The organism is Lysinibacillus sp. NPDC097279 (assembly GCF_044761745.1).
Classification (GTDB): Bacteria; Bacillota; Bacilli; order Bacillales_A; family Planococcaceae; genus Lysinibacillus.
The window spans coordinates 1,143,384-1,163,593 of record NZ_JBIWDA010000001.1 but is presented as its reverse complement, the minus strand read 5'-3'; the positions used below and the strand labels follow the sequence as shown (position 1 = coordinate 1,163,593).

Genomic DNA, 20,210 nt, shown 5'->3' with positions numbered 1-20,210 from the left:
TCTTTCCTGTGCAAAATAAAAAGACGCCCAAATAAGTCTCAGACTTATTGGACATCCTAATTATTTTTGTATTGTTTCTATGAAACATTCAACTGATTATTTTTGAATAAACTGTTGAGTCCAGTAGTTACCAGACTTCACATAACCAACACCAATATGCGTGTAATTCGCATTTAAAATATTCGCACGGTGTCCTGGTGAATCCATCCAAGCTTGTACTACCTCTTGTGGTGTACGTTGACCTTGAGCGATATTTTCGCCTGCACTCTTATAAGTAATACCTAAAGCTTTCATACGATCAAATGGTGAACCAAAAGTTGGACTAGTATGTGAGAAATATTTTTTTGATTGCATATCTTGAGATTTTTCTCGAGCAGCAGCCATTAATTTATCATCTGTTTGTAATGCTTTTAAACCAGCTTTAGTACGCTCAGCATTCGTTAATTTTACTACCTCTTGTTCAAAAGCATTCACATCCGAAGTAGTTGTCGTCGGTGTAGAAGTAGTCGGTGGTGTCGTTGTTGTATTATTTTGTTGATTTGTTTGTTGATTATTTTGTTGATTATTTTGTTGATTAGTATTAGTTTGAGTATCTTTAGATGGTGTTGTCGTATGTGGTTTAGTTATAACCCACTTGTGATTTGACCAATTATTATTATAGTAAACTTTACAGTTTGTTGTTTGATTTGCTGAGTTCCCCTCTGTAGTATTAGAAGCAGCAGAAGCCAACTGAATTGGAGCTGCTAAAAGAAATGTTGCACAAATTGCAGTAAGTGTTTTTTTCATTTTGCAATCTCTCCTCTCTGCAACCTATCGTAAAGTACGATTCTATTAAAAATCTTCCCAACATCTGCTAGCTTCTCCAATAGAAAAGAAGTTTCCGTGAAACAGGGGTTTTTTTGTTATAATTTTTAGCAAGTTTCACCATGCTATGAAATACTTACGTTTTATATAGGGTTGACAATACTTAAAATGAAGCTATTTATAGACTTTCAGTTTTATTAAAAAGATCATTTTATGACTGTAGCAGGCCTTTAAAGAATTACTATAATTTTATAAAACCCGAATAAAATTAAAAAAATCTGCCCGCTCCTGCTAGAAAGCTTGTCGCTTTCTAGTAAGAACACACGCAGAAATACTCATAAAACCTATTATTAGCTTAATCTAATCTATACCAATAACATTGACACTTCCAATATTTTCACCTATTAAAACAAGTTTTGCTGGCATTTTAATGTATTCTGGAAGCCATTGCACCATTCCATAGGCATATTGAAACAGCATTGGATTTTTAATACCTTCGATTGGAACATACCCTTTCATCCGATAAACCGTATCTGGTAATGTCCGTACCCAATCCTCAAATTGCTCCTGTGTAAAGTGAACACCGTCGAATTCCACTAAACGGGAGCCTAAATGCATTGATGAAATCGTTGCTGTCGTAATATTTTGTTTATCAGTTTGTGCTGTAGCCTTTAAGCTTTCAAGTAAATGTAATGGCACACGTCCATTTGTAGTTTGCAATATAAAAGCATGTGGATTAAAACCTTGTAGCTCATAAACTACCTTAGCTTGCTCCGCTTCACTTAGTAAATCCGTTTTGTTAGCCAGTAATAAATGTGCGTGGCGAATTTGTTCCATAAACAACGTACGAACTTGTGGCGTAAGTGTCTCACGATTTAACCATAGCTTCGAGTCCGCAACCGTGACAATCCCTTTAACATTTAACTGCTCGGCGAAAATGGGAGAATAGACAGCATCCAAAGCTTCTACAGGATGAGCAGCTCCAGTAGTTTCGATAATAAGGACATCAAATTCACTATCTAATAGTAGAGATTGTATTTGAGCCTCTGTTTTTTCAGCACCTGAACAACAAATACAGCCTTCTAGCATCTCTTTTAGAGGAACATCCTCCTCCACTGCTTGTGAGTCAAAAGGAAGCTTTCCAAGCTCATTCATAATAACAGCTGGCTTTAACCCCTTTTCTTTTAGTTGTCGAATTACGTCTGTCAGCATAGAAGTCTTGCCGCTTCCTAGAAAACCACTAAATAAGTATACGTCCTTCACAAATATTCCTCCTATAAAAAAAGCCATCGCATTGGCCGTACGAGACGACTTCTGCGACAGCTACAGTGTTAGTTTGTTTTTTTCTCAGTTTGTTCTTTTGCATCAGAAATAAGTTCTTTTGCTTTTAACAGTTGAGGGTCATCTGATTTCATTTTTGCACGTAATGCATCCATTAATGCGTAAGTAGTTTCATTCGTCAAAATGCCTGTTTCTTCAAGCTTATTATCAGCTTGCAGTTTTTTCACTGCTTGTTCTGTATACTTGTCAAAAATACCGTCGGCTTTACCAGGCTCATATCCTAGCACCTCTAGCATTTCTTCAGCCACTTTTATGGAGTCTGATTGCATGCCATCTTTCATTTCAATTGTTGGATCTATAATTGGTAAAGAAGCATAAGCAGGATAAGCTACTTTTACATCTGGTTCAATACCTTTTTCATTAATCCAGTTACCGTTCGGTGTTAACCATTTACCAGTAGTGAATTTTAAATTAGAACCATCTTTTAATGGTGTAACATTTTGGACTGTCCCTTTACCGAAAGAAGTTTCTCCAACAATTTTCGCACCAACCGACTCTTTTAAAGCGGCAGCTAAAATTTCTGATGCTGAAGCACTTCCATTATCGACTAATACAGTGACAGGTAAATTGTATTTTTTCCCTGATGCAGCATTTGTAATTTCAGGCTCTTCGTCTTTTTGTTGCACTTGTACAATCGCCTTGCCTTCTGGCACAAATAAATTCGAAATTTCTACTGCTGCATTTAAATAACCACCAGGATTTTGGCGTAAATCAAGGACAATCCCTTTCATGCCTTTTCCTTCGTATTCAGCAAGTATTTTTTCTAGCTCTGCTGCTGTTTGTTCACTAAACGATGTGATTTGAATATGTGCAATATCTCCATCTAGCATCTCACCATAAACCGTTTCAACAGGAATATCGTCCCGAACAATCGTCATTTGAATTGGCTCAGCATTTTCTCCACGTTTCACTGTTAGTTTAACAGGAGTACCCTTTTCACCACGGATTAAAGCAACTGCTTCAGAAGCGCTAAATCCTTGAATACTTTTGCCGTCAACAGTTAAAATTATGTCTTTTGGTAATAGTCCTGCTTTTTCAGCAGGTGAATTTTTAATAGGTGACACAACAGTAATGAAACCATTACGTTCTTGAATTTCAGCTCCGATTCCCTGGAAGCTTGAAGATAATCCAGAGTTAAACTGTTCTGCTTCATCTTTCACCATGAAATCAGAATACGGATCTTCTAATGCATCAAACATGCCGTTAATAGCACCATCCACTACTTTTTCATCATCAATATCTTTGTAGTATTTGTCTTTTAGCATATCAAATGCTTCGTATAATTTTGTAAATTCCGCACGTTCTATCGGAACTTTTACTTCTACTACTTTCTTTTCACCGAATGTTAACGCAAAAATTGTTAAGCCTGCGGTAATTAAGATTGTAAAGAACATCAGCATAATAAATTTAAACGGTTTCATCTGAATAAATTGTCCCGCTGGTTTTACCTCTACTTGCTGTGTTTGCTCTTGTTGTTCTAAACCATCTTTTTTCTGTTCATCCATCTTGATTGTCACCACTCTCATATACACTAACTTGTTGTCACACTATTACCATCTTAACAGGTTATAGAGAAGACGAAAAGAAAAAGCGTGTCAAAATTTCATGACAACTCTTGTCCCTCTATTAACTTCATAAAATTGCACATTAATAAGGTACTTTTTCCTAGACCATTTTCTATAAATAGCATAGTGTCTTTAAAATACTACCTATTTTACAATTTATAAATAAAAAGTGCCTCAGATACCTTACTGAGGCACGTGAATGCTCTTAGCTGCTAAGTTTATGGAATATAATAGTACTGCTTTTCTATTTTACTCATTTCCTATTTGCAGTCAACTAAAATACTCATAGATTTTGTATTATACTAATTACGCTTCCACAATATATGTTACTTGTGCTAATTTAGCTGTTTTTATTTTTAATTCTGCACTTTTAGCAGCAGTTAATCCTGTGAAGGTACCTGTTTTGACACGATAATGCGCACCATCCTGCTCAATATAAGCAACCCAGCCAAAACGTTTCTTCATTACATCCACTACGCTGACAGCTGCATTTCGTGTGCTATATGTTCCAGTAATAATACGGTATTTCATTGATTCGGTTGGTGGTTTTTCGGGCTGTGGCGTTTCAATAGTTGTAATCATCTTCAAAAAATTAGTCCAGGAAACTTTTCCAGCACGTATATTTCTTGGACAGTTTTTGCCACTAAAATAATGATGCTGCACGACATTTTGGATTGAAATATGTTCATCTTTCATTATTTTTGCTATTAAAGCTGCTGCATTTTCGACAGCTTTATTAAAATCGCCATCACTATTAACACATATTTCAACCTGAATTCCTTGCGTATTTCCTATATAAGTTCCCGCTCCCCAGCATTCCCAATAGTGCTCAAAAGATTGTACTGCCTCATGATCATCTACTTGCCAGTGCCAACTTGCCGCACGACTATTACCATTAAATTGTAGTCGAGCATGCGCATCCGCATCCGCTCCTACGCTTGTATTATCTGTTTCATGGACAACGATATATTTTTTTGCATTGTTTTTCCCATTTGTAATTTTGGCAGCTTGGTTTGCAGGTACTAATTTTTGTCTTATTGATACCACGCAATTACCCCCTTCCTAATTAAATGGCGTTTCAATTCCCTTTTGTTTTTCAATAGAAAACCGACTACTTATGCTGTAATCGGTCTACATAACGAGCAATAGTGTTCAACTAACTGCTCTTTGTCTCGTCACTTGTGCATCCAAGTTATTCTTATAGTATGTTGTAACGACAAATTCATTTGTGTTTTTATATACACTCTATTATGTAAAAAACTCATAAATCTATTGCATAGACTAATTGAGCGAAATTCTTTCTGCTCTATTTACTCACTACGTTTTATTTCCTATAGTACCCTTTTAGAATTTCCAAATCGTTCATGTTTCTCCGACCTCGTTTTTTTTCATGATATACCCTTTCTACACAAAATCGCCAATATTTAACTATGAACTTGCTTTGTGGGAATAAAAAATAGCGTGGCTACTCAAAAAGCCTCTTTTTTAATGCAACTACTTACTTAACTTCAACTATATGTATCGGGATGTATCGGGAGAGGACAACGTAGAAATTCTATCAATTTGGCATGGAGAGAAAATGATGCTCATTTAAGTTCTACGTTAAATTCGAATAGAATTGACAATTACGGACATAGCCCTTTAGAAGAGCATGATAATAGCAGTATTAGTTTTTTAGAGGACCTAAACGATAAAGCGATTATAAAAGATAATACTCCACCTACCAATTATCTTCCAATTAACATTATATTATGTTACAATTTTTGTAAAACTTTTGATAACAAAGCGAGGTGAACTTGGCATGTCCTATGTGAACGAATTACAATACTACCTAGACAGTAGTTCAATCGGTATTTTAGTAGAACTTTTATTAGTTACTTCTTGTATAGCGACGATTATTTTTATTGCAACGAAAAATCAATATATCTCCTATTTATCATCTGCACCTATATTTTATTTCATATCAAAATGGTTCTTTCATAATACACATTTAATTTTTATCGTACTTGCGATGACTGTACAAGCACTCATTATTTTAAGTATCCAAAAGAAACAAAATAGTAATGAAGAAGCTTTAAAAAGCGAAACGGTAAAACAATAATATACTTTTTAGACTGGACTTGCGTTTAGGACTGATTTCCCTAGAAGTAAGTCCAGTTTTGTCACACCAAGTTTCCATACAGAAAGGAGGATACTTATAATGAGCAGAACAGTGACATTTACGGTGGATACGAAATATGAAGAAAGGATACTAGAGACATTTACATTTGAACAATTGGGAATAGACGAAAAGATGCATAACGAAGCAACGAAAATGGCGATAGATAAAATCTTTACATCGTGGGTCTGTACCAAACTCAATATTTCTTACAGTATTGTTTACGATGGAGAGTAATTGATGGAAGACGGTTTCATGTACATATCTATTAAGTATGTTGTGGTAGTGTGAGGATGTCACCTCAAACAACAACTTATACTCAACCATAATCAGCTTAGTGTATCCCCCTGTTCATGGATATACTGGCCTTACTTTCAAAGCATTGGAGGAGTTAGATGATTGTGAAGATAGTGAATGCCATTATAGGTATCGTGATTACTTCTATTGGATCACTTTTTATGAATATTACAGTTTTTAATGAACCATTTAAAACAATTACTTATAAAGGTTTTGGTTTTTTAATTATGGTAGCAGGATTATATTATCTTGTAAAAATCGCAAAAATTTAAAAGTAGTAAACTATGCAGAGGTGTTTGTATGAAGAGATTTGACATGTCGTTTAAAAATAAAGCCGTGAGGGTTTGGTTTTATACGGTTTTCCCAGCAATCTTAATCGCAATAGCGCTTTATATTATTTTGCCTTATGAACATAATCGCTATACTTCGTTAGGTCTTTCAACTGTTACTATCTTGTATTTTATTTGGTTCACGATTTATTCTAAAAGAAAGCTTAAGTAATGGGCTATGCTAACGCGTTCAAAAATGTATTCAAAGTGGTGTTCAATCAGTTATAATGGCATTGAATCGGAGGTATTAGTTATGACACAAATTGATGAACAATTTATTAAAATAGCTATTAAAATGGCTTTAAATGCTAGAGAAGCTGGCAATGAACCATTTGGCGCTATTTTAGTAAAAAACGATGAAATTGTCATGTATGGTGAAAATAAAATTAATAGTTTTTGCGATCCAACACATCATGCTGAAATCGGCCTAATTAGGACGTTTTGCTCTGAAAATAACATTTTCGACTTGAGCGATTATACTTTATATACGAGCTGTGAGCCTTGTGTCATGTGTACAGGTGCGATGGTCTGGTCTAAATTAGGAAAAATCGTATACAGTGTATCGCATGATCAATTAGCCAAAATTGCAGGTAGCAATATTATGATTTCAAGTAAAGAAGTAATTGAAAAAAGTCCGCATAAACCAATTTTAGTTGAGCAAGTATTAAACGCTGAAGGCTTAAAGGTATTTGAAGGCTACTCATTTAGCCATTAATGTTTTCTCAATAGTAAGTAAAATACTGCGTTCATTAGCGATAAACAATAACTTCTCGCATCCTTTAGATGAAGAAGTTATTGTTTGTTTTTCTTTTGTTCCAATTTTTTAACTAATTCTTCAAAGTCTTGAATTGCATCTTGCACATCCAATCGTTTAGCTAATGCAATACCCTTTTGAATAGAATAATATGCGTTTTCTAATTTATTGGCTTTTATTTGTGCATCTGCGAGGCAATACCAATAAAACCATGCATCCATTTGAGAAATTTTATTGTAATAAAAGTTTTCGATTTTCGGATAATATTTTGTATAGGAAGCTTCATCATAAGCTAGCTTTTTGCCATTCCATTTGAGGACATCTACTAAATAGCTATCACCAATGTACAATTGCCAAACCGCTAGTGCGAAATTTTGATTTCCATTACTAACATCCATTTTATGATATGGTATGTTGGCAATCTTTTTAAATGAAGTATCACTCCATTGGTACACGTCAAGTTCACTTCCACTCGCAGCACCGATTGTAACGCCGAATAAATACTCCTTGATGCCATCTCCCGTTATGTCCTTCAAACTAGAAAAGTCCAAACTTACACCTTTCGTTATTGTTTCCATCACTTTATGCCATCCAGTCTGATCCTTTTTGAGAATGATTGCCCCAAATTGAGAAGGTGCAGGTTGTTCCTTTCCTTTAATTTCAAATGTAAAAATGATTTCCTTTTGTCCATCGTTGTTAAAGTCATAAAATTGAATCGACTTTGTTGAGACTGGTTTATTGGGATTGATAAGTGACGAGTTCGACGGCATAAAGGATTTAACAATTTCCATGAAGTCGTCTTCTCGTTGCTCGTTCGCATGAACAACGGTCGATATAGCATTCACTACAACGAGTGATAGTATGGTAAATAGCATTATTCTCTTCACTATATCCCTCCTACTTTTAATTAGTATGGACGTATGAAGAGAAGTAAATGCTTTGGCAAACGAAAAAGACCGCCATTTGCGGTCTTAAAAAATTAACAATTCTTGTGCTTATTATTGTGCAAAATCTATCGTATTGGCTATTTGAAGAAGGATTTCAGGCGTTACTATATCAGCTACATCTTTATCGATACTAAACACATATTGCCAATCATCTCTTTCGATAACTAACAAATTAAAGCCAATTTTCGGACGATCTATAAAAAGTGCATCCCCACCATTTTTTAACTTATAAATTTTTGACATATACGTATCAAATTTTATTTTTTGCTCAATCGGCCGAACATCAATTTTATAATGGTTTTGCGGAAATTCCTCACTTAGCATCGTTACCTCTAAATGATTTTTAGAATTAAATCTTCCGAACTGATGTGTAAAGCTTATTGGAGGTATTCTAAGTGGCAGCTTAAGTTCTTGATTAAAATGTTGCTCAAATTCTTTTATGGCAGCTTCTATTGTTTTGTATCCGATTTGTGGGAGAAATTCCTCTAAAGGTTGGGGACGATCATTCGATATTGCTTTTACTGTTTCATTAATTGTTCCATATAGTAAAGCGCTTATTAATAACAATGTAAGCAGTTTATTTTTCTTCAATTGTATCGCTCCTAAATTAACTTTAGGTATATTTTCTCCCAAAAACTTTTCATTATCCTATCTTCCTTTATCGTTACTGCGAATTAAAAAATTTAGGAATTAATCATATCCATAATTGTGATTAGAAATATTGCAATGGTTAATAATATCCATACACCCATTAGCAAATAGTTTGAAATTGTTTTTTTGCCTTTTTTCAATTCTTGTATTTTAGATACTAGTATTATGATTGATACAATGGTCAAAGTAATATTTGTAAGATGTTCAAAAATGAAACCAAGTAGTGCAAGCAGTAAAAGAACAATACCAAAAACGATTTTTATCTTTTCAAATTTCGATTTTTTCATATTTCAATTCCCTTCTGTGGTCAACTTTCACAGAGTCAATACATCTATTACACACATGCACAATTAATAAAAGCGTAGAACCCGCAAGTTAGAAATTGCTACATTCATCATGGACTTAGTGTATATATATGCTTTAATTGTAAAAGAAGCGATTGACCTTATTTGGACAATTGTTTTCAATGAAAATATCTATTAAAAATGGACTTTTGTTTTGGCATATCTTGAATGGAAAATGACATATTGGCTCTTTAACCTATGGACTCCAAAAAGAGCAATAGCCGTTACTATTTGCTGGAATCAGGATTCCAGCAATATTTAAGAAATGCAAAGTAAGAATAAAGAACAATGTCATTGTCGTAGGTTTTTCAAGATTTTTAACAACTAATCCTGCCCTATTGTCTTTGACCTAGCAATTTGTAATCTTTTACGAAATACAATTAGTGTTAAAATATTTAATAAGACAGTTACAACGAGAAGGACAGTCGCAGCGAAAATTACAGCGCCTGTTGTGTCCATAAGTGCACTCCAATCTTCTATGTTAACGAGATGATATTGATAATACAATTGAAAAATTAGTGCAATTGCACAAGCACTCAAACTCAAACTAGAAAGCAATCCCCATATTATATAGTCGTTCTTTTTAGATTGCATAAGGCCAACAACAGGAAGTAGCCATGCAATTAGACCAATCACTAGACTACCAACATTGAGTAAACCAATCATTTCTAAAGCCCCCTCTTTATCTTTATTTTAGCATGTAGACGTTTAGATTATACAAATAGTTCCAGTTTTCATTCCTCTACATTCATTAAATAAATCGCCTTGTCAAAACCCCCACGTTTAGCCTTTTTCTGCTCACGAATTCCTTCTAGATCCTCATAACTTACACCTAACGCATTGATAGCTGTATGTATTAATTCTAAAAGATCAGCTAATTCTTCAACGCCCTCCTGAACGTTTACGGTCATATGAAATTCTTTAGCTTCTTCTATTATTTTTGCTTTTACTTCTACTAGAAGCTCCTGTGGTTCTAAAATTCTTGCATTATACTGTAAACCATCTGCTTCAATAATTTCTAAAATCCGATCTCGTACTAACTTATTATAAATAGGCATTGGCATTCTCCTTTATAGTGGCATTACAACCTCATTGTAATATATTTCAAATTATTTCACCGCTCTATTAACCAAACTTCAATTATATGATTATGTAACCGACACTTCGATACAACTTGAAATATTAAGAGTTTACAATGAATTTTGAAAAAAAGATATTTAGTAGGAGGAACTAAAAATGAAAATAAACAAGCAAATAACAATTCCCAATACAAAAATGATAAATCCGAAAATTTTATATTATGGATTCCCTGTTATTTTACTTAGCACTTTGAATGAGGATGGAACAGTGAATATTAGCCCTTTATCTTCTTCTTGGGCATTGGGAGAGTATATAGTATTAGGTATCGGTATTGATGGGAAGGCCATTGAAAATTTAGAACGTCATCCTGAATGTGTCATTAATATACCAGACCCCTCACTGTGGGAAAAGGTTGAACAATTAGCCCCTTTTACAGGAAAAAATCCAGTTCCAGAATTTAAAAAGCAAAATGGCTATACTTATAAAAAAGAAAAATATAATATTAGTGGTTTAACACCTATGAAAGCTACATTAGTAAAACCCACTCGAATTATGGAGTGTCCCATTCAAATTGAAGCAAAAGTTACACACATTCGCAAACCAGACTATTCTTCTCATTTTGCCATTGTTGAGACACAAGCAATACAAGTACACGCACATACAGAAATTGTTATTGAAGAAAATCATATTGATCCAAATAAATGGAGCCCACTTATTTATAATTTCCGTCATTATTTTGCTCTTGGTCACAACTTAGGTAAAAATTTTCGAGCATAGCCATTTCGAAGTTTGAACAGTATCGCTCATAAGAGAATCTGCCCTAAGCAAAAAATCCCTTATACGATATGTAACCGAAAGATAAATATACAGAGAAAGCAACCTACTACTTTGATTTCATTTTCTTCAATGGTCGCAAGTAGTCGGTTGCTTTATTTTTATGCTTTACATTTTATCCTAGCTTCTTAGTGTGACGATTTAAAAATTGATGTTTAAATTTACTTTCCATCATCCAAACGATCTTCAATACGCTCTTCTATAACTTTCTTTTCTTCATGCCACCATAATGCTTCTTCGGGATCTTCTAAAATCTCTTTTATTTCAGCTTTCTCTTCAACAGCTGGTGGTGAACCTCGAAGTGCCATGCCAGAAGTATCTTTTAGAAAGATGGAAACAACAATAATACCGACAACAGATGCAAATATCACATAGTAGGCAGGTACCATTTCATTCATCGTTTTACTAATTAACCATGATACAAGTAGTGGTGTAGTACCACCGAACAATGACGCAGAAATATTAAATGTAATCGCCAATGCCCCATTTCTTACATTTGTGAAAAATAGAGACGGCAATAGCGCTGGCATTGTTCCCTGAAAAGAAGCGGAAAATACTGCAAGAATCAATAATCCCCAAAATACATGCAATGTATTTCCACTACCAATTAAATTAAACGAAGGTATACTTAAAAGGATTAGCCCAATTAACCCTCCTTGAATAATCTTTTTCGCTCCTATGCGGTCACTAAAATACCCCATTAGTAGAACAATCGGTATCATTATGACCATGACGATGACAATTAATAAAAGCCCTTCCGCTTCGCCATATCCAAGCACAGCCGTTAAATGAGATGGCATATAAGATAACACGATATAATTTACAACAATATAAAAGAAAACAACAAACATACCGACAACGATTGCTCTCCAGTGGAATTGTAAAATATTTTTTACAGATATAGTATTTTCCTCTTCTGTCTTCTCTTTCATTGCCTCAAAAGCAGGAGTTTCTTCTAAATTATTTCGCAAATAAAAGCCAATTAAACCAATAGGAGCTGATAAGAAGAATGGAATACGCCAACCCCATTCCAGCATTGTGTCCTGGCCTAAAATATAAGTAAGTAAAGTAACAAGACTAGCCCCTGCGATATAGCCAACTAAAGTTCCAACCTCCAGGCCACTTGACATAAATCCTCTTTTCTTATCAGGAGTGGATTCAGCAATAAACGTCATAGCACCTGAATATTCTCCCCCCGATGAAAATCCTTGAATTAAACGTGCTATGAGTAAAAGCACTGTGGCAGTATACCCTATAGATGAATGGGATGGAATTAAGCCAATACTTAACGTCGCCAGTGCCATCATAACTAAGGTAATAGCTAACACCTTTTTACGGCCTAATCGGTCCCCAAGCATCCCAAAGAAAATTCCTCCGATAGGTCGAGCAACAAAGGCGACAGCAAATGTCGCAAAAGAAAATACTAATTGCATAGGACCACTGACTTCAGGAAAAAATACTTGTCCAATAGTAGCAGCTAAATAAGAGTAAATACCAAAATCAAACCACTCCATACCATTACCAACAGCAGTTGCTATAACAGCTTTACGGGCGGAACTTGTGTCAACAACAGTAATTTCTTCTTTTTTCAACTTTGGTTTCGATTTTTTCTTCAATTTTGGGCTATTATCGTTATTATTATCAGCCAATCGAAAGCCTCCTCGTTGTTAAAATTAATACATACTATTGTTAAGCTATCCAATATGTAATTTATTATTAATTTCTTTCATACAAAAATACAAAATTTCATCAAAAAGCTTTTAAAATGTTTCTTTTAAAGTGCCTGGTTCCTATTTATATAAGAAAAGCCCTCCACCGATTATGTGGAAGGCTTTTAAAACATTTGTAAATCAAATCATCCTACACCTTATTAAGTTCACTAAACATATCATTGCAGATTTTTCTTTTTAGAAAAAAATCCTTCGAAAATCATATACAATGCGAGTACAACCCAAAAGCTAAATAACCATATAGCATTTTCTTTTAAGTCTGTCATAATGACAATCGCACCAAACAGCGTAATCAATATTTTAATGATTAATTTGACCAAAATACATACTCCTTTCTATCGATAGAAAAATAAAGATATACCCGAGTCAATTAAACTATTATTTTCAAATGGAAACATCATTGTTCTTTTTTATAATTTATCTGCAATAATTTTACAGCTAATTACACCATCAAAGATTCGTGTCAGGATTACTCCTTCAACATAGTATGATGTTGATCTACATCATTTGTAACACGTCCTTCTTTTCCTGCCCCAATTCCGACAATTAACAGAACGAAAGATAAAAAAATGAGTAAAATAAGTGGGATTGACCATCCCCCTGTAATATCATGCAATGTGCCAACCAACACTGGTCCAACTGCCGCTAAAAGGTAACCGAAAGACTGAGCCATTCCTGACATTTCTGCGGCTTCTTTTCCATCATTTGTTCTTAGTGTGAAGAACATCATGGATAGGCTGAAGGCACTCCCTCCCGCAATTCCAAGAATGATAGCGCATAAAGGAACAAGCACACTATTTCCTTGCAGTAGCCCTGCTAATCCAATAATAAATAGAATGGCCGTTGTAATACTTAGACCAACTTGATTTTTCATTTTTTCCGCTAGTACTGGAACAATGAAGGTTATAGGAATAAGTGAGAACTGCATTAGAAAAACAATCCAACCAGCAGCATTTGAGTTATACCCTTTCATATTTAAAATATCTGGTAACCATGTGATTAAAGTATAAAACATGAGTGATTGTCCACCCATAAATATCGTTATCTTCCAAGCGAGTGGAGAACGCCACAAACTACCTTTTTTCTTTATATTTACTTTAACTTGTACTTTCTCACCTTTTTGTCGTTTACTAAGCTGTGGTAACCACAGTAATAAAGAAATGAGTGTCAACACTCCCCATATGCCAAGCGCACCTTGCCATCCAAAATTACCAACAGAAGCAATAGGTGCACTTACCCCAGAACCAAGCGCACCGAATAGGTTCATAAATATTGCATAAATCCCAGTCATTAAACCGATTTTTTGTGGAAAATTCATTTTTACAATGCCTGGAATAAGTACATTACCCATTGCAATTGCAACTCCAATTAAAATAGTACCAGAAAATAATGAGAAGATTCCTGAAAATGAGCGAATTGCAATCCCAATTATAAGTAATATAAGGGATAAAGTAATCGTTAATTCCATGCCAATCCGATTTGCTATTTTTGGAGCAAACGGTGAAAGCAGTGCAAAGGCAAGTAAAGGCACTGTTGTAATCGTTCCTATAAGCGCATTACTGATACCAAGATCATCTCGTATCAAAGGTATAAGTGACCCAGCAGAAGTTAATGGCACTCTTAAATTAGACCCTACTAAGATTATACCAATCAGTAATAACCAACTATTTCTTGTATTTTTATTTAATGTGGATGATATGGCTTCCTTATTCATGTTGTTATTCCTCCATCAATTTAACAATTACTTTTCTTAATGCCTCCATATAGTTTTCAACATAGGTTGCAGCAGCTACTTTATCCTGACTACGAATGGCTGTATATAACTCAATATGAAGTTCTTCTTCAAATTTAAAAGGCGCATTCATTGTCAGTAAATCTTCCACAAACGAATAGATGATTTCTAACAATGGCTCGTATAAATCAATTAAGAGCTGATTGTTAGAAGCCACTACAACCGCTTTATGAAAACTAATATCTAATTCTATAAAGTGTTGTCGATTACTCTTTTCAGCAGCTTGAAGCGAATCTTGAATATATGATTCAAGTTTTGCTAAATCCGCTTCTGTCCTATGTTCAGCAGCCAACTGGGCAGCCTGTTTTTCTAAAGCTAAGCGCACATCAAGGATTTCAAGCAACGCTGATTTTTTTACATAACGTTTAAGTGCTGCTCCAAGGGAATTGGCAGAGCGTACGGTTGTTCCACTGCCTTGTTTCGTTTCAAGTAATCCTGCATGTACTAATGCACGAATTGCTTCGCGAAGTGTATTACGGCTGACATCAAACTTTTCCATCAATTCCATTTCAGGAGGAATTCTTTCCCCTACTTGCCAGCTTCCAGATTCAATTAACTGCTCTATTTGAGAAGCCACCTGTTCTACTAGGTTCATTCTGTTTGTTTTTTGAATCATAATTACGCCTCCTTAAATTTGTAGGATGATTGGTATGTTGGTAAAGTTAACATAAAGAAAAAGGATTGTCAATCCGATGTACATCCTTATTAACATTGCTGAGATATATAGGTAAAGTGCGCATATGAATTTTAACTTGACGGTAGGAATAAAATTTCGAATTGTAAATTAAAGGAGAATTAAATTAGTGAGGGAATCATCTGCTCTAAGTTTTAATAGTACTGAATTGAGAAAATGACTTAAATTTTGTAGAACGAATAACGCAAAGTAAAGATGGTCCTCGTTATGTTGGAAATCAACAAATTATAAAAGTAAATAAGATAGATACAAATCTACTTTAATTTAGTTGCTGTATGTAATTAAAACATAAATAAAAACCACCTATAAAAACAGGTAGTTTTTTTATTGACTTTATGCGCCTATTGGAAGGTAGCACTGTGCTTTGGAATTTTGATTTTCTCAACATTTAATTCTCTGTCGTCCATTAAACGTGTTGATTTTACTCACCCTACTTTTCAGAGTATCCAGCATGTATTTTATACAACAGCTTTACTGAATAACCACTTCCATGTTTATAAGTTATATACGTAAAACCGAAAAAAATCCAACAAGTTATTCTAACCTTGTTGGATTTTTACTTTCAACAGATATAATTTGACGATTCGGCCATTCGAGTGCGTGAAGTCGCCCTCCAAATACAGCTCCGCCATCAATGCCAATAATATTATTGTCACCAAAATAAACATCGTAATTTGTTGGGTCTTGATGCAACTCATATGTTTGTGTATGCCCAAAAATCACAGTTTTCTCGCCTTTATAACCAGTATGAAATTCCTCTCGAACCCATAAAAGTCGTAAGGGGTCTGTGTTCGCTAACGCTACGCCCGGCACAACACCACCGTGGACAAAAATTGCATCTTCTAACTCTATATACGTTTCAAAAGTTTCTATAAGCTGTAAATGTTCTTCGAGCTTCGGTAATGTTTGAATGTAACTAGGTAATGTATTAGTGAGAATAGCATCTTCAAAATCTTCCATATGATAGCCATAGCTAGCAAGTGTCGCATCCCCGCCATTGACTGCAGCCCAATGATTCCAAGCTTTTGGAGTCCCTAAACGACATGCTTTTAGCATAAGTGCTTCATGATTTCCCATTAGCACACGTGCCCCAGTGGCTTGTAGCTCAGCAACTATATTCAACACACCACATGAAGCAGGTCCCCGATCAATATAATCCCCGAGCAAAAATAGTTTATCTTGTGCAGCATCGAACTTTACCTTTATTAATAATTCTTCTAAAAGTTCTAATTCCCCATGTATATCACTAATGGCTAAAATACGTGTCATAAAAAGCATCCTTTCTAGTATAACAGGCGTTACTTTTCATTATAGAGAAGAATGTTACAAAATTCGACCTTTTTCGATTATAAATGATTGCAAAGATACCTGATACTTACTTAATCTCATATATTCTTATATATAAATCAAACTATCCGTGCTTGAGAACAAGTATAATACAATCCCCACAATTCTTATTGATAATTTACGGCTCAATAAAACACTATAATCTTACCCCATGATTTTTTGATTGAATTATAAAGTAACTATTCGATTCTCCAGTATAATGCCCTACATTATACTCATTTAGATTTATTAAATCCATGTATTGTTTTGGAATAGTACAATCCCATTTTATATCTTCTAACTTAAGCGGGAAGTTGTTATCATTATTGTTAGGGGTATGGATATAAACTCCATCTGATTCAGCATCCTCATCAACTAATTCTATCCAAGATTGAAAAGGTTTTTTAAATAAAATAAGTTTATTTAATAAGCTATTGTATAAAATTAGATGAGCCTTAACATGCTCTCTTCTTAACTTAATACTACTATCTCCAAGTCCATAATAATCAAGATGAGTATGCCAGATATCAAACCATCCTTCCTCTCCAAAATCTAAATCATAGTGCGATGCATTAATTTCTATCGATAATTTTTTAAAATAGCGCTTTTTCCCACGAAATTTTTTCATGATTTGCTCCTTTATTTACTGAAACATTCTGTTCTGATATTATTTTTATACTTTGAAACCTCTTTGACGTAAAAAATTAACGATACCCTGCATAACAATATGGGTTGATGGTATTAACTACTCATTGATTTTGATAAATAAATCGTATAATTGTTAAAGCTAGAAATGTTCCAATTAAAGTTATCACCCCAAATTTATTCAACTTATTGAATTTAAAATTAATCAGAACTATCATAATGTTTAGTAGAAACAGAACATTAATTTCTAAATAAATAATACTTAATTTTATATTTAAAGCACAAATTATTATGGACAATATAATAATAATATTAAAGTTTTTTAATGTTTTATTGATATCATTTCTAATAAATTTTATTGTTCTTTTATTTTCAAAAATTAACAAAACCAATATGATTATGGTAACTGCTATAATCGATTTTAAAAAAACTATTTGGAAAAATTCGAGCATGTGTGTGCCTCTTTCTTATTTTCTTTTACCGAAGTCAATATAATCATATTTCACTAATGGCCCCAACTACCATATCTCTTTGCTTTTTTATAATACTGATTGGAAGAAATAGCGCTTAACTACCCATACCGCAATACCACCTACGGAAGTACTAAAAACAGTCATCAATCCATTTACAATTACTCCTGATTGAGCTATTGCTACATTCATTTTTGCACCTAATTGAGTAAAATATTTTTTCAATTTAAGAGTATTCTGTTTCCCCTTTAACAAATTAAAAACCATTTTTTTTAGGTTTTCCAGCTTTAATAAGTTTGTTTATCCCATATAATCCAGGTATTGTTGAAACCAATAAATCAATTGCAGTTATCAAGACTGATGTTCGAATACTGAACTCTCCATCTGGATCCACATTCATCACTGGATTATAGTAACGGGCCATTAAGTAATATAATTTTGCATCTTCATTATATCGATATAAGACATGCCTTCGTAAATTATTGTTAGTGGATGCCCATTGTCATCATAAACGTAACTTTTTATTGCTTAAGAGGTTTTATCCTTTTCATAAAGGACTTCGATTGCATCTCCATCATAAGCATACATAATAAATAGGTCCAGATAAACCCCTGCATTCGTCACTGTAATAACTCTTATCATCCATTTGTCGGGCTCTTTCTCCCTCCCCTTTCCTCAAGAATAAAAAAGCACTTTTCAAGGAAAAGGACATAGCATGCTATCCCAGTTCACTTAAAAAGTGTTTCATAATGAATTGAAAATAAACGGTCGTAATAATGGTTAAATACGGTAAATTAAGCAGTCCCAAAATCACTTCCCTTTTTACTTCACATTATTATCTTATAATATTTTCCCTATTAAAAACACAATTATTGTTATTAGAATAAAGAGGGTTCGATACCCTAAAACTATATACTTATTATCAATCTTATAATCCTTTAAACTAAAAATAAATTCTAGTGACATAAATATAAAATATAAACTAGCTAACAATAAAAAATTTAATTTATTTAAAAATAATAATATTAGTATAAATATACTATACAAAGACACTCTTATTAATTGATTTTTCACTCTTTACTCCCCTCATTCCTAATGTTGTTAGAAACCATTGAAATAACCATTTTTAGGATACTTATCTCTTCGATCTAAATAATTGAAAATGTTTGTGCCTGGGTCGAAATAAAATCCAGCAAGATTAGCAGCAAAGGTTACCGCAGAAACAATATAAGCAGCAATATTTGCAGATACACCTCTCCTAATTAGTGTTTTTTTTATGGAATTAGCAAACACAATGCGCTTAGCTTTACTTAATTGTTTTTTAGCATAGCTTCCTAATATTTTTGTTGCGCTTCCGCCTACTGCTGCTGCTGCAAGAAATATTACAGCATTTATTGTTTTAGATAAAAACCCCTTTTTATTCCACCAAGCATTTTTCCAATATTCGCCATCCGGGTCGATGTTTATTATTGGATTATTATTCGCATAATTGTATCCATTCAGCGTTAAAGGGTTCATTGTATCCCCACGCACAGGATCTAATGATAAGAAAACACCAGTATCTGGATTATAGTAACGTGCCATTAAATAATATAACTTTGTATCTTCATCATAACGATAACCAGCATAGCGATATGGATTGATAGAGTCCATATGATCTATACCACTTTGCGTTAAAATGTTACCCCATGCGTCATATGTGTAAGATGCTACAAGCTTGCCACTTGCATCTGTCATCCCTAGTACATCACCACGATAGTTTGTAAGGTAATGATAAGTTTCGCCTTTGTAAATCATTGTGAGTGGGTGGCCGTTATCATCGTAAACATAACTTTTAACTGCGAAGGAGCTTTTATCCTTTTCATAAAGAACACGATTGCTATCTCCATCATAAGCATAGTAAATAGGTCCATTACTATCCTTACTATAGAATCTTCTTCCTTTTTCATCATTAGCCATATTCGGCAATAATAGTACCAGAATTACTCTTTACTTTCGTTAGCTGATCAAATGCATTCCATTCATACGTATATTTTTCATCACTTGTTAAGTTTCCATTTGGATCGTACAGGTATTCCTGATTGTTTACAAATGATAATTGATTCGCTTTATTATATTGATAAGTAGTAGATTCCGTTTTCCCTGCATTTTTCACGCTTTTTGTTAGACGATTCCCAACCTCATCATACGTATAGTCCATTTGTGGACCTTCAATATACGCTTCTTGCGTTAATTGATTTAAGGCATCATAAGTGTAATTTACTTTATTAATAATGCTTTTAATATTGTTGTTTGCATCATACTCATATGTGAACTTATTCCATTCAGATAAACTATCTAGCGATAATGTCTCTTCTTGTAATCGGCCTGATTGATAGACTTTTGATAATTTGCTACCGTTTGTGAAATTAGTATCATAGCCCTCTGTTTTCTCCAACTAAGAGCTACC

The 20,210-nt window shown here is 33.9% G+C and carries 23 protein-coding genes and 1 pseudogene; 5 read left to right on the top strand and 19 right to left on the bottom strand.

The window, feature by feature from the left end:
- Window positions 1-96: 96 nt before the first annotated feature.
- The 4 genes from ACIQ1H_RS05940 to ACIQ1H_RS05925 form a co-directional block, all read right to left on the bottom strand.
- Entirely contained in the window at window positions 97-786 is a 690-nt protein-coding gene (locus tag ACIQ1H_RS05940; RefSeq protein WP_402887262.1) for a CAP domain-containing protein, read from the bottom strand.
- 378 nt (window positions 787-1,164) lie between these two features.
- Window positions 1,165-2,067, bottom strand: coding sequence for a CobW family GTP-binding protein (locus ACIQ1H_RS05935; protein ID WP_402887260.1), 903 nt, complete (start codon window positions 2,065-2,067; stop codon window positions 1,165-1,167).
- 68 nt (window positions 2,068-2,135) lie between these two features.
- Window positions 2,136-3,650, bottom strand: coding sequence for a lmo1851 family serine protease (locus ACIQ1H_RS05930; protein ID WP_402887258.1), 1,515 nt, complete (start codon window positions 3,648-3,650; stop codon window positions 2,136-2,138).
- A 366-nt stretch (window positions 3,651-4,016) separates the two neighbouring features.
- The gene (locus ACIQ1H_RS05925; protein WP_402887256.1) at window positions 4,017-4,757 is read right to left on the bottom strand and encodes an N-acetylmuramoyl-L-alanine amidase; all 741 of its coding nucleotides are present in this window, start codon (window positions 4,755-4,757) and stop codon (window positions 4,017-4,019) included.
- Between the two features lie 754 nt (window positions 4,758-5,511).
- On the opposite strand from ACIQ1H_RS05925, the gene ACIQ1H_RS05920 reads away from it, so the two are divergent.
- The 4 genes from ACIQ1H_RS05920 to ACIQ1H_RS05905 all read left to right on the top strand — a co-directional run bounded on the left by ACIQ1H_RS05920 (window position 5,512) and on the right by ACIQ1H_RS05905 (window position 7,209).
- Complete coding sequence (locus tag ACIQ1H_RS05920; protein WP_402887254.1) at window positions 5,512-5,811, top strand: hypothetical protein; 300 nt, start codon at window positions 5,512-5,514, stop codon at window positions 5,809-5,811.
- 99 nt (window positions 5,812-5,910) lie between these two features.
- Window positions 5,911-6,105 carry a hypothetical protein gene (locus ACIQ1H_RS05915; protein ID WP_402887252.1) on the top strand — a complete coding sequence of 65 codons (195 nt, stop codon included), beginning with the start codon at window positions 5,911-5,913 and terminating at the stop codon, window positions 6,103-6,105.
- Window positions 6,106-6,263: 158 nt separating this feature from the next.
- A complete protein-coding gene (locus tag ACIQ1H_RS05910; protein WP_402887250.1) occupies window positions 6,264-6,437 on the top strand; it encodes a hypothetical protein in 174 nt (57 codons plus the stop codon).
- 310 nt (window positions 6,438-6,747) lie between these two features.
- A complete protein-coding gene (locus tag ACIQ1H_RS05905; protein WP_402887248.1) occupies window positions 6,748-7,209 on the top strand; it encodes a nucleoside deaminase in 462 nt (153 codons plus the stop codon).
- A gap of 77 nt (window positions 7,210-7,286) precedes the next feature.
- Here ACIQ1H_RS05905 and ACIQ1H_RS05900 read toward each other — a convergent pair whose 3' ends face one another.
- The 5 genes from ACIQ1H_RS05900 to ACIQ1H_RS05880 form a co-directional block, all read right to left on the bottom strand.
- Window positions 7,287-8,135 (bottom strand): hypothetical protein, encoded by an 849-nt coding sequence (locus tag ACIQ1H_RS05900; RefSeq protein ID WP_402887246.1) that lies wholly within the window; start codon window positions 8,133-8,135, stop codon window positions 7,287-7,289.
- Between the two features lie 111 nt (window positions 8,136-8,246).
- Window positions 8,247-8,786 carry a hypothetical protein gene (locus ACIQ1H_RS05895; protein WP_402887244.1) on the bottom strand — a complete coding sequence of 180 codons (540 nt, stop codon included), beginning with the start codon at window positions 8,784-8,786 and terminating at the stop codon, window positions 8,247-8,249.
- A 92-nt stretch (window positions 8,787-8,878) separates the two neighbouring features.
- A complete protein-coding gene (locus ACIQ1H_RS05890; RefSeq protein ID WP_402887242.1) occupies window positions 8,879-9,133 on the bottom strand; it encodes a hypothetical protein in 255 nt (84 codons plus the stop codon).
- Window positions 9,134-9,514: 381 nt separating this feature from the next.
- Window positions 9,515-9,856 carry a hypothetical protein gene (locus tag ACIQ1H_RS05885; RefSeq protein ID WP_402887241.1) on the bottom strand — a complete coding sequence of 114 codons (342 nt, stop codon included), beginning with the start codon at window positions 9,854-9,856 and terminating at the stop codon, window positions 9,515-9,517.
- A 68-nt stretch (window positions 9,857-9,924) separates the two neighbouring features.
- Window positions 9,925-10,248, bottom strand: a complete 324-nt coding sequence (locus ACIQ1H_RS05880; protein WP_402887239.1) for a pyrophosphohydrolase domain-containing protein — start codon at window positions 10,246-10,248, stop codon at window positions 9,925-9,927.
- A 178-nt stretch (window positions 10,249-10,426) separates the two neighbouring features.
- Here ACIQ1H_RS05880 and ACIQ1H_RS05875 point away from each other — a divergent pair, with 178 nt between their 5' ends.
- Window positions 10,427-11,047, top strand: coding sequence for a flavin reductase family protein (locus tag ACIQ1H_RS05875; protein ID WP_402887237.1), 621 nt, complete (start codon window positions 10,427-10,429; stop codon window positions 11,045-11,047).
- 218 nt (window positions 11,048-11,265) lie between these two features.
- Here ACIQ1H_RS05875 and ACIQ1H_RS05870 read toward each other — a convergent pair whose 3' ends face one another.
- The 10 genes and pseudogenes from ACIQ1H_RS05870 to ACIQ1H_RS05825 all read right to left on the bottom strand — a co-directional run bounded on the left by ACIQ1H_RS05870 (window position 11,266) and on the right by ACIQ1H_RS05825 (window position 20,198).
- Window positions 11,266-12,753, bottom strand: coding sequence for an MFS transporter (locus tag ACIQ1H_RS05870; RefSeq protein ID WP_402887235.1), 1,488 nt, complete (start codon window positions 12,751-12,753; stop codon window positions 11,266-11,268).
- Window positions 12,754-12,992: 239 nt separating this feature from the next.
- A complete protein-coding gene (locus ACIQ1H_RS05865; protein ID WP_402887233.1) occupies window positions 12,993-13,154 on the bottom strand; it encodes a hypothetical protein in 162 nt (53 codons plus the stop codon).
- 149 nt (window positions 13,155-13,303) lie between these two features.
- Window positions 13,304-14,548, bottom strand: a complete 1,245-nt coding sequence (locus ACIQ1H_RS05860) for a CynX/NimT family MFS transporter (RefSeq protein WP_402887231.1) — start codon at window positions 14,546-14,548, stop codon at window positions 13,304-13,306.
- 4 nt (window positions 14,549-14,552) lie between these two features.
- Window positions 14,553-15,242, bottom strand: a complete 690-nt coding sequence (locus ACIQ1H_RS05855) for a FadR/GntR family transcriptional regulator (protein ID WP_402887229.1) — start codon at window positions 15,240-15,242, stop codon at window positions 14,553-14,555.
- Between the two features lie 612 nt (window positions 15,243-15,854).
- A complete protein-coding gene (locus ACIQ1H_RS05850) occupies window positions 15,855-16,589 on the bottom strand; it encodes a metallophosphoesterase (RefSeq protein WP_402887227.1) in 735 nt (244 codons plus the stop codon).
- 214 nt (window positions 16,590-16,803) lie between these two features.
- Complete coding sequence (locus ACIQ1H_RS05845) at window positions 16,804-17,274, bottom strand: hypothetical protein (RefSeq protein ID WP_402887225.1); 471 nt, start codon at window positions 17,272-17,274, stop codon at window positions 16,804-16,806.
- Between the two features lie 556 nt (window positions 17,275-17,830).
- Window positions 17,831-17,953: a hypothetical protein gene (locus tag ACIQ1H_RS05840; protein ID WP_402887224.1), complete on the bottom strand. Its 123-nt coding sequence runs from the start codon at window positions 17,951-17,953 to the stop codon at window positions 17,831-17,833.
- A gap of 181 nt (window positions 17,954-18,134) precedes the next feature.
- A pseudogene (locus ACIQ1H_RS05835) lies at window positions 18,135-18,245 on the bottom strand (hypothetical protein); the annotation flags it as partial.
- A gap of 617 nt (window positions 18,246-18,862) precedes the next feature.
- The gene (locus tag ACIQ1H_RS05830) at window positions 18,863-19,720 is read right to left on the bottom strand and encodes an RHS repeat-associated core domain-containing protein (RefSeq protein ID WP_402887222.1); all 858 of its coding nucleotides are present in this window, start codon (window positions 19,718-19,720) and stop codon (window positions 18,863-18,865) included.
- On the bottom strand, window positions 19,713-20,198 hold the full coding sequence (locus ACIQ1H_RS05825; RefSeq protein WP_402887220.1) for an RHS repeat domain-containing protein: 486 nt from the start codon (window positions 20,196-20,198) through the stop codon (window positions 19,713-19,715). The genes ACIQ1H_RS05830 and ACIQ1H_RS05825 overlap by 8 nt, the downstream gene beginning before the upstream one ends.
- Window positions 20,199-20,210 lie beyond the last annotated feature (12 nt).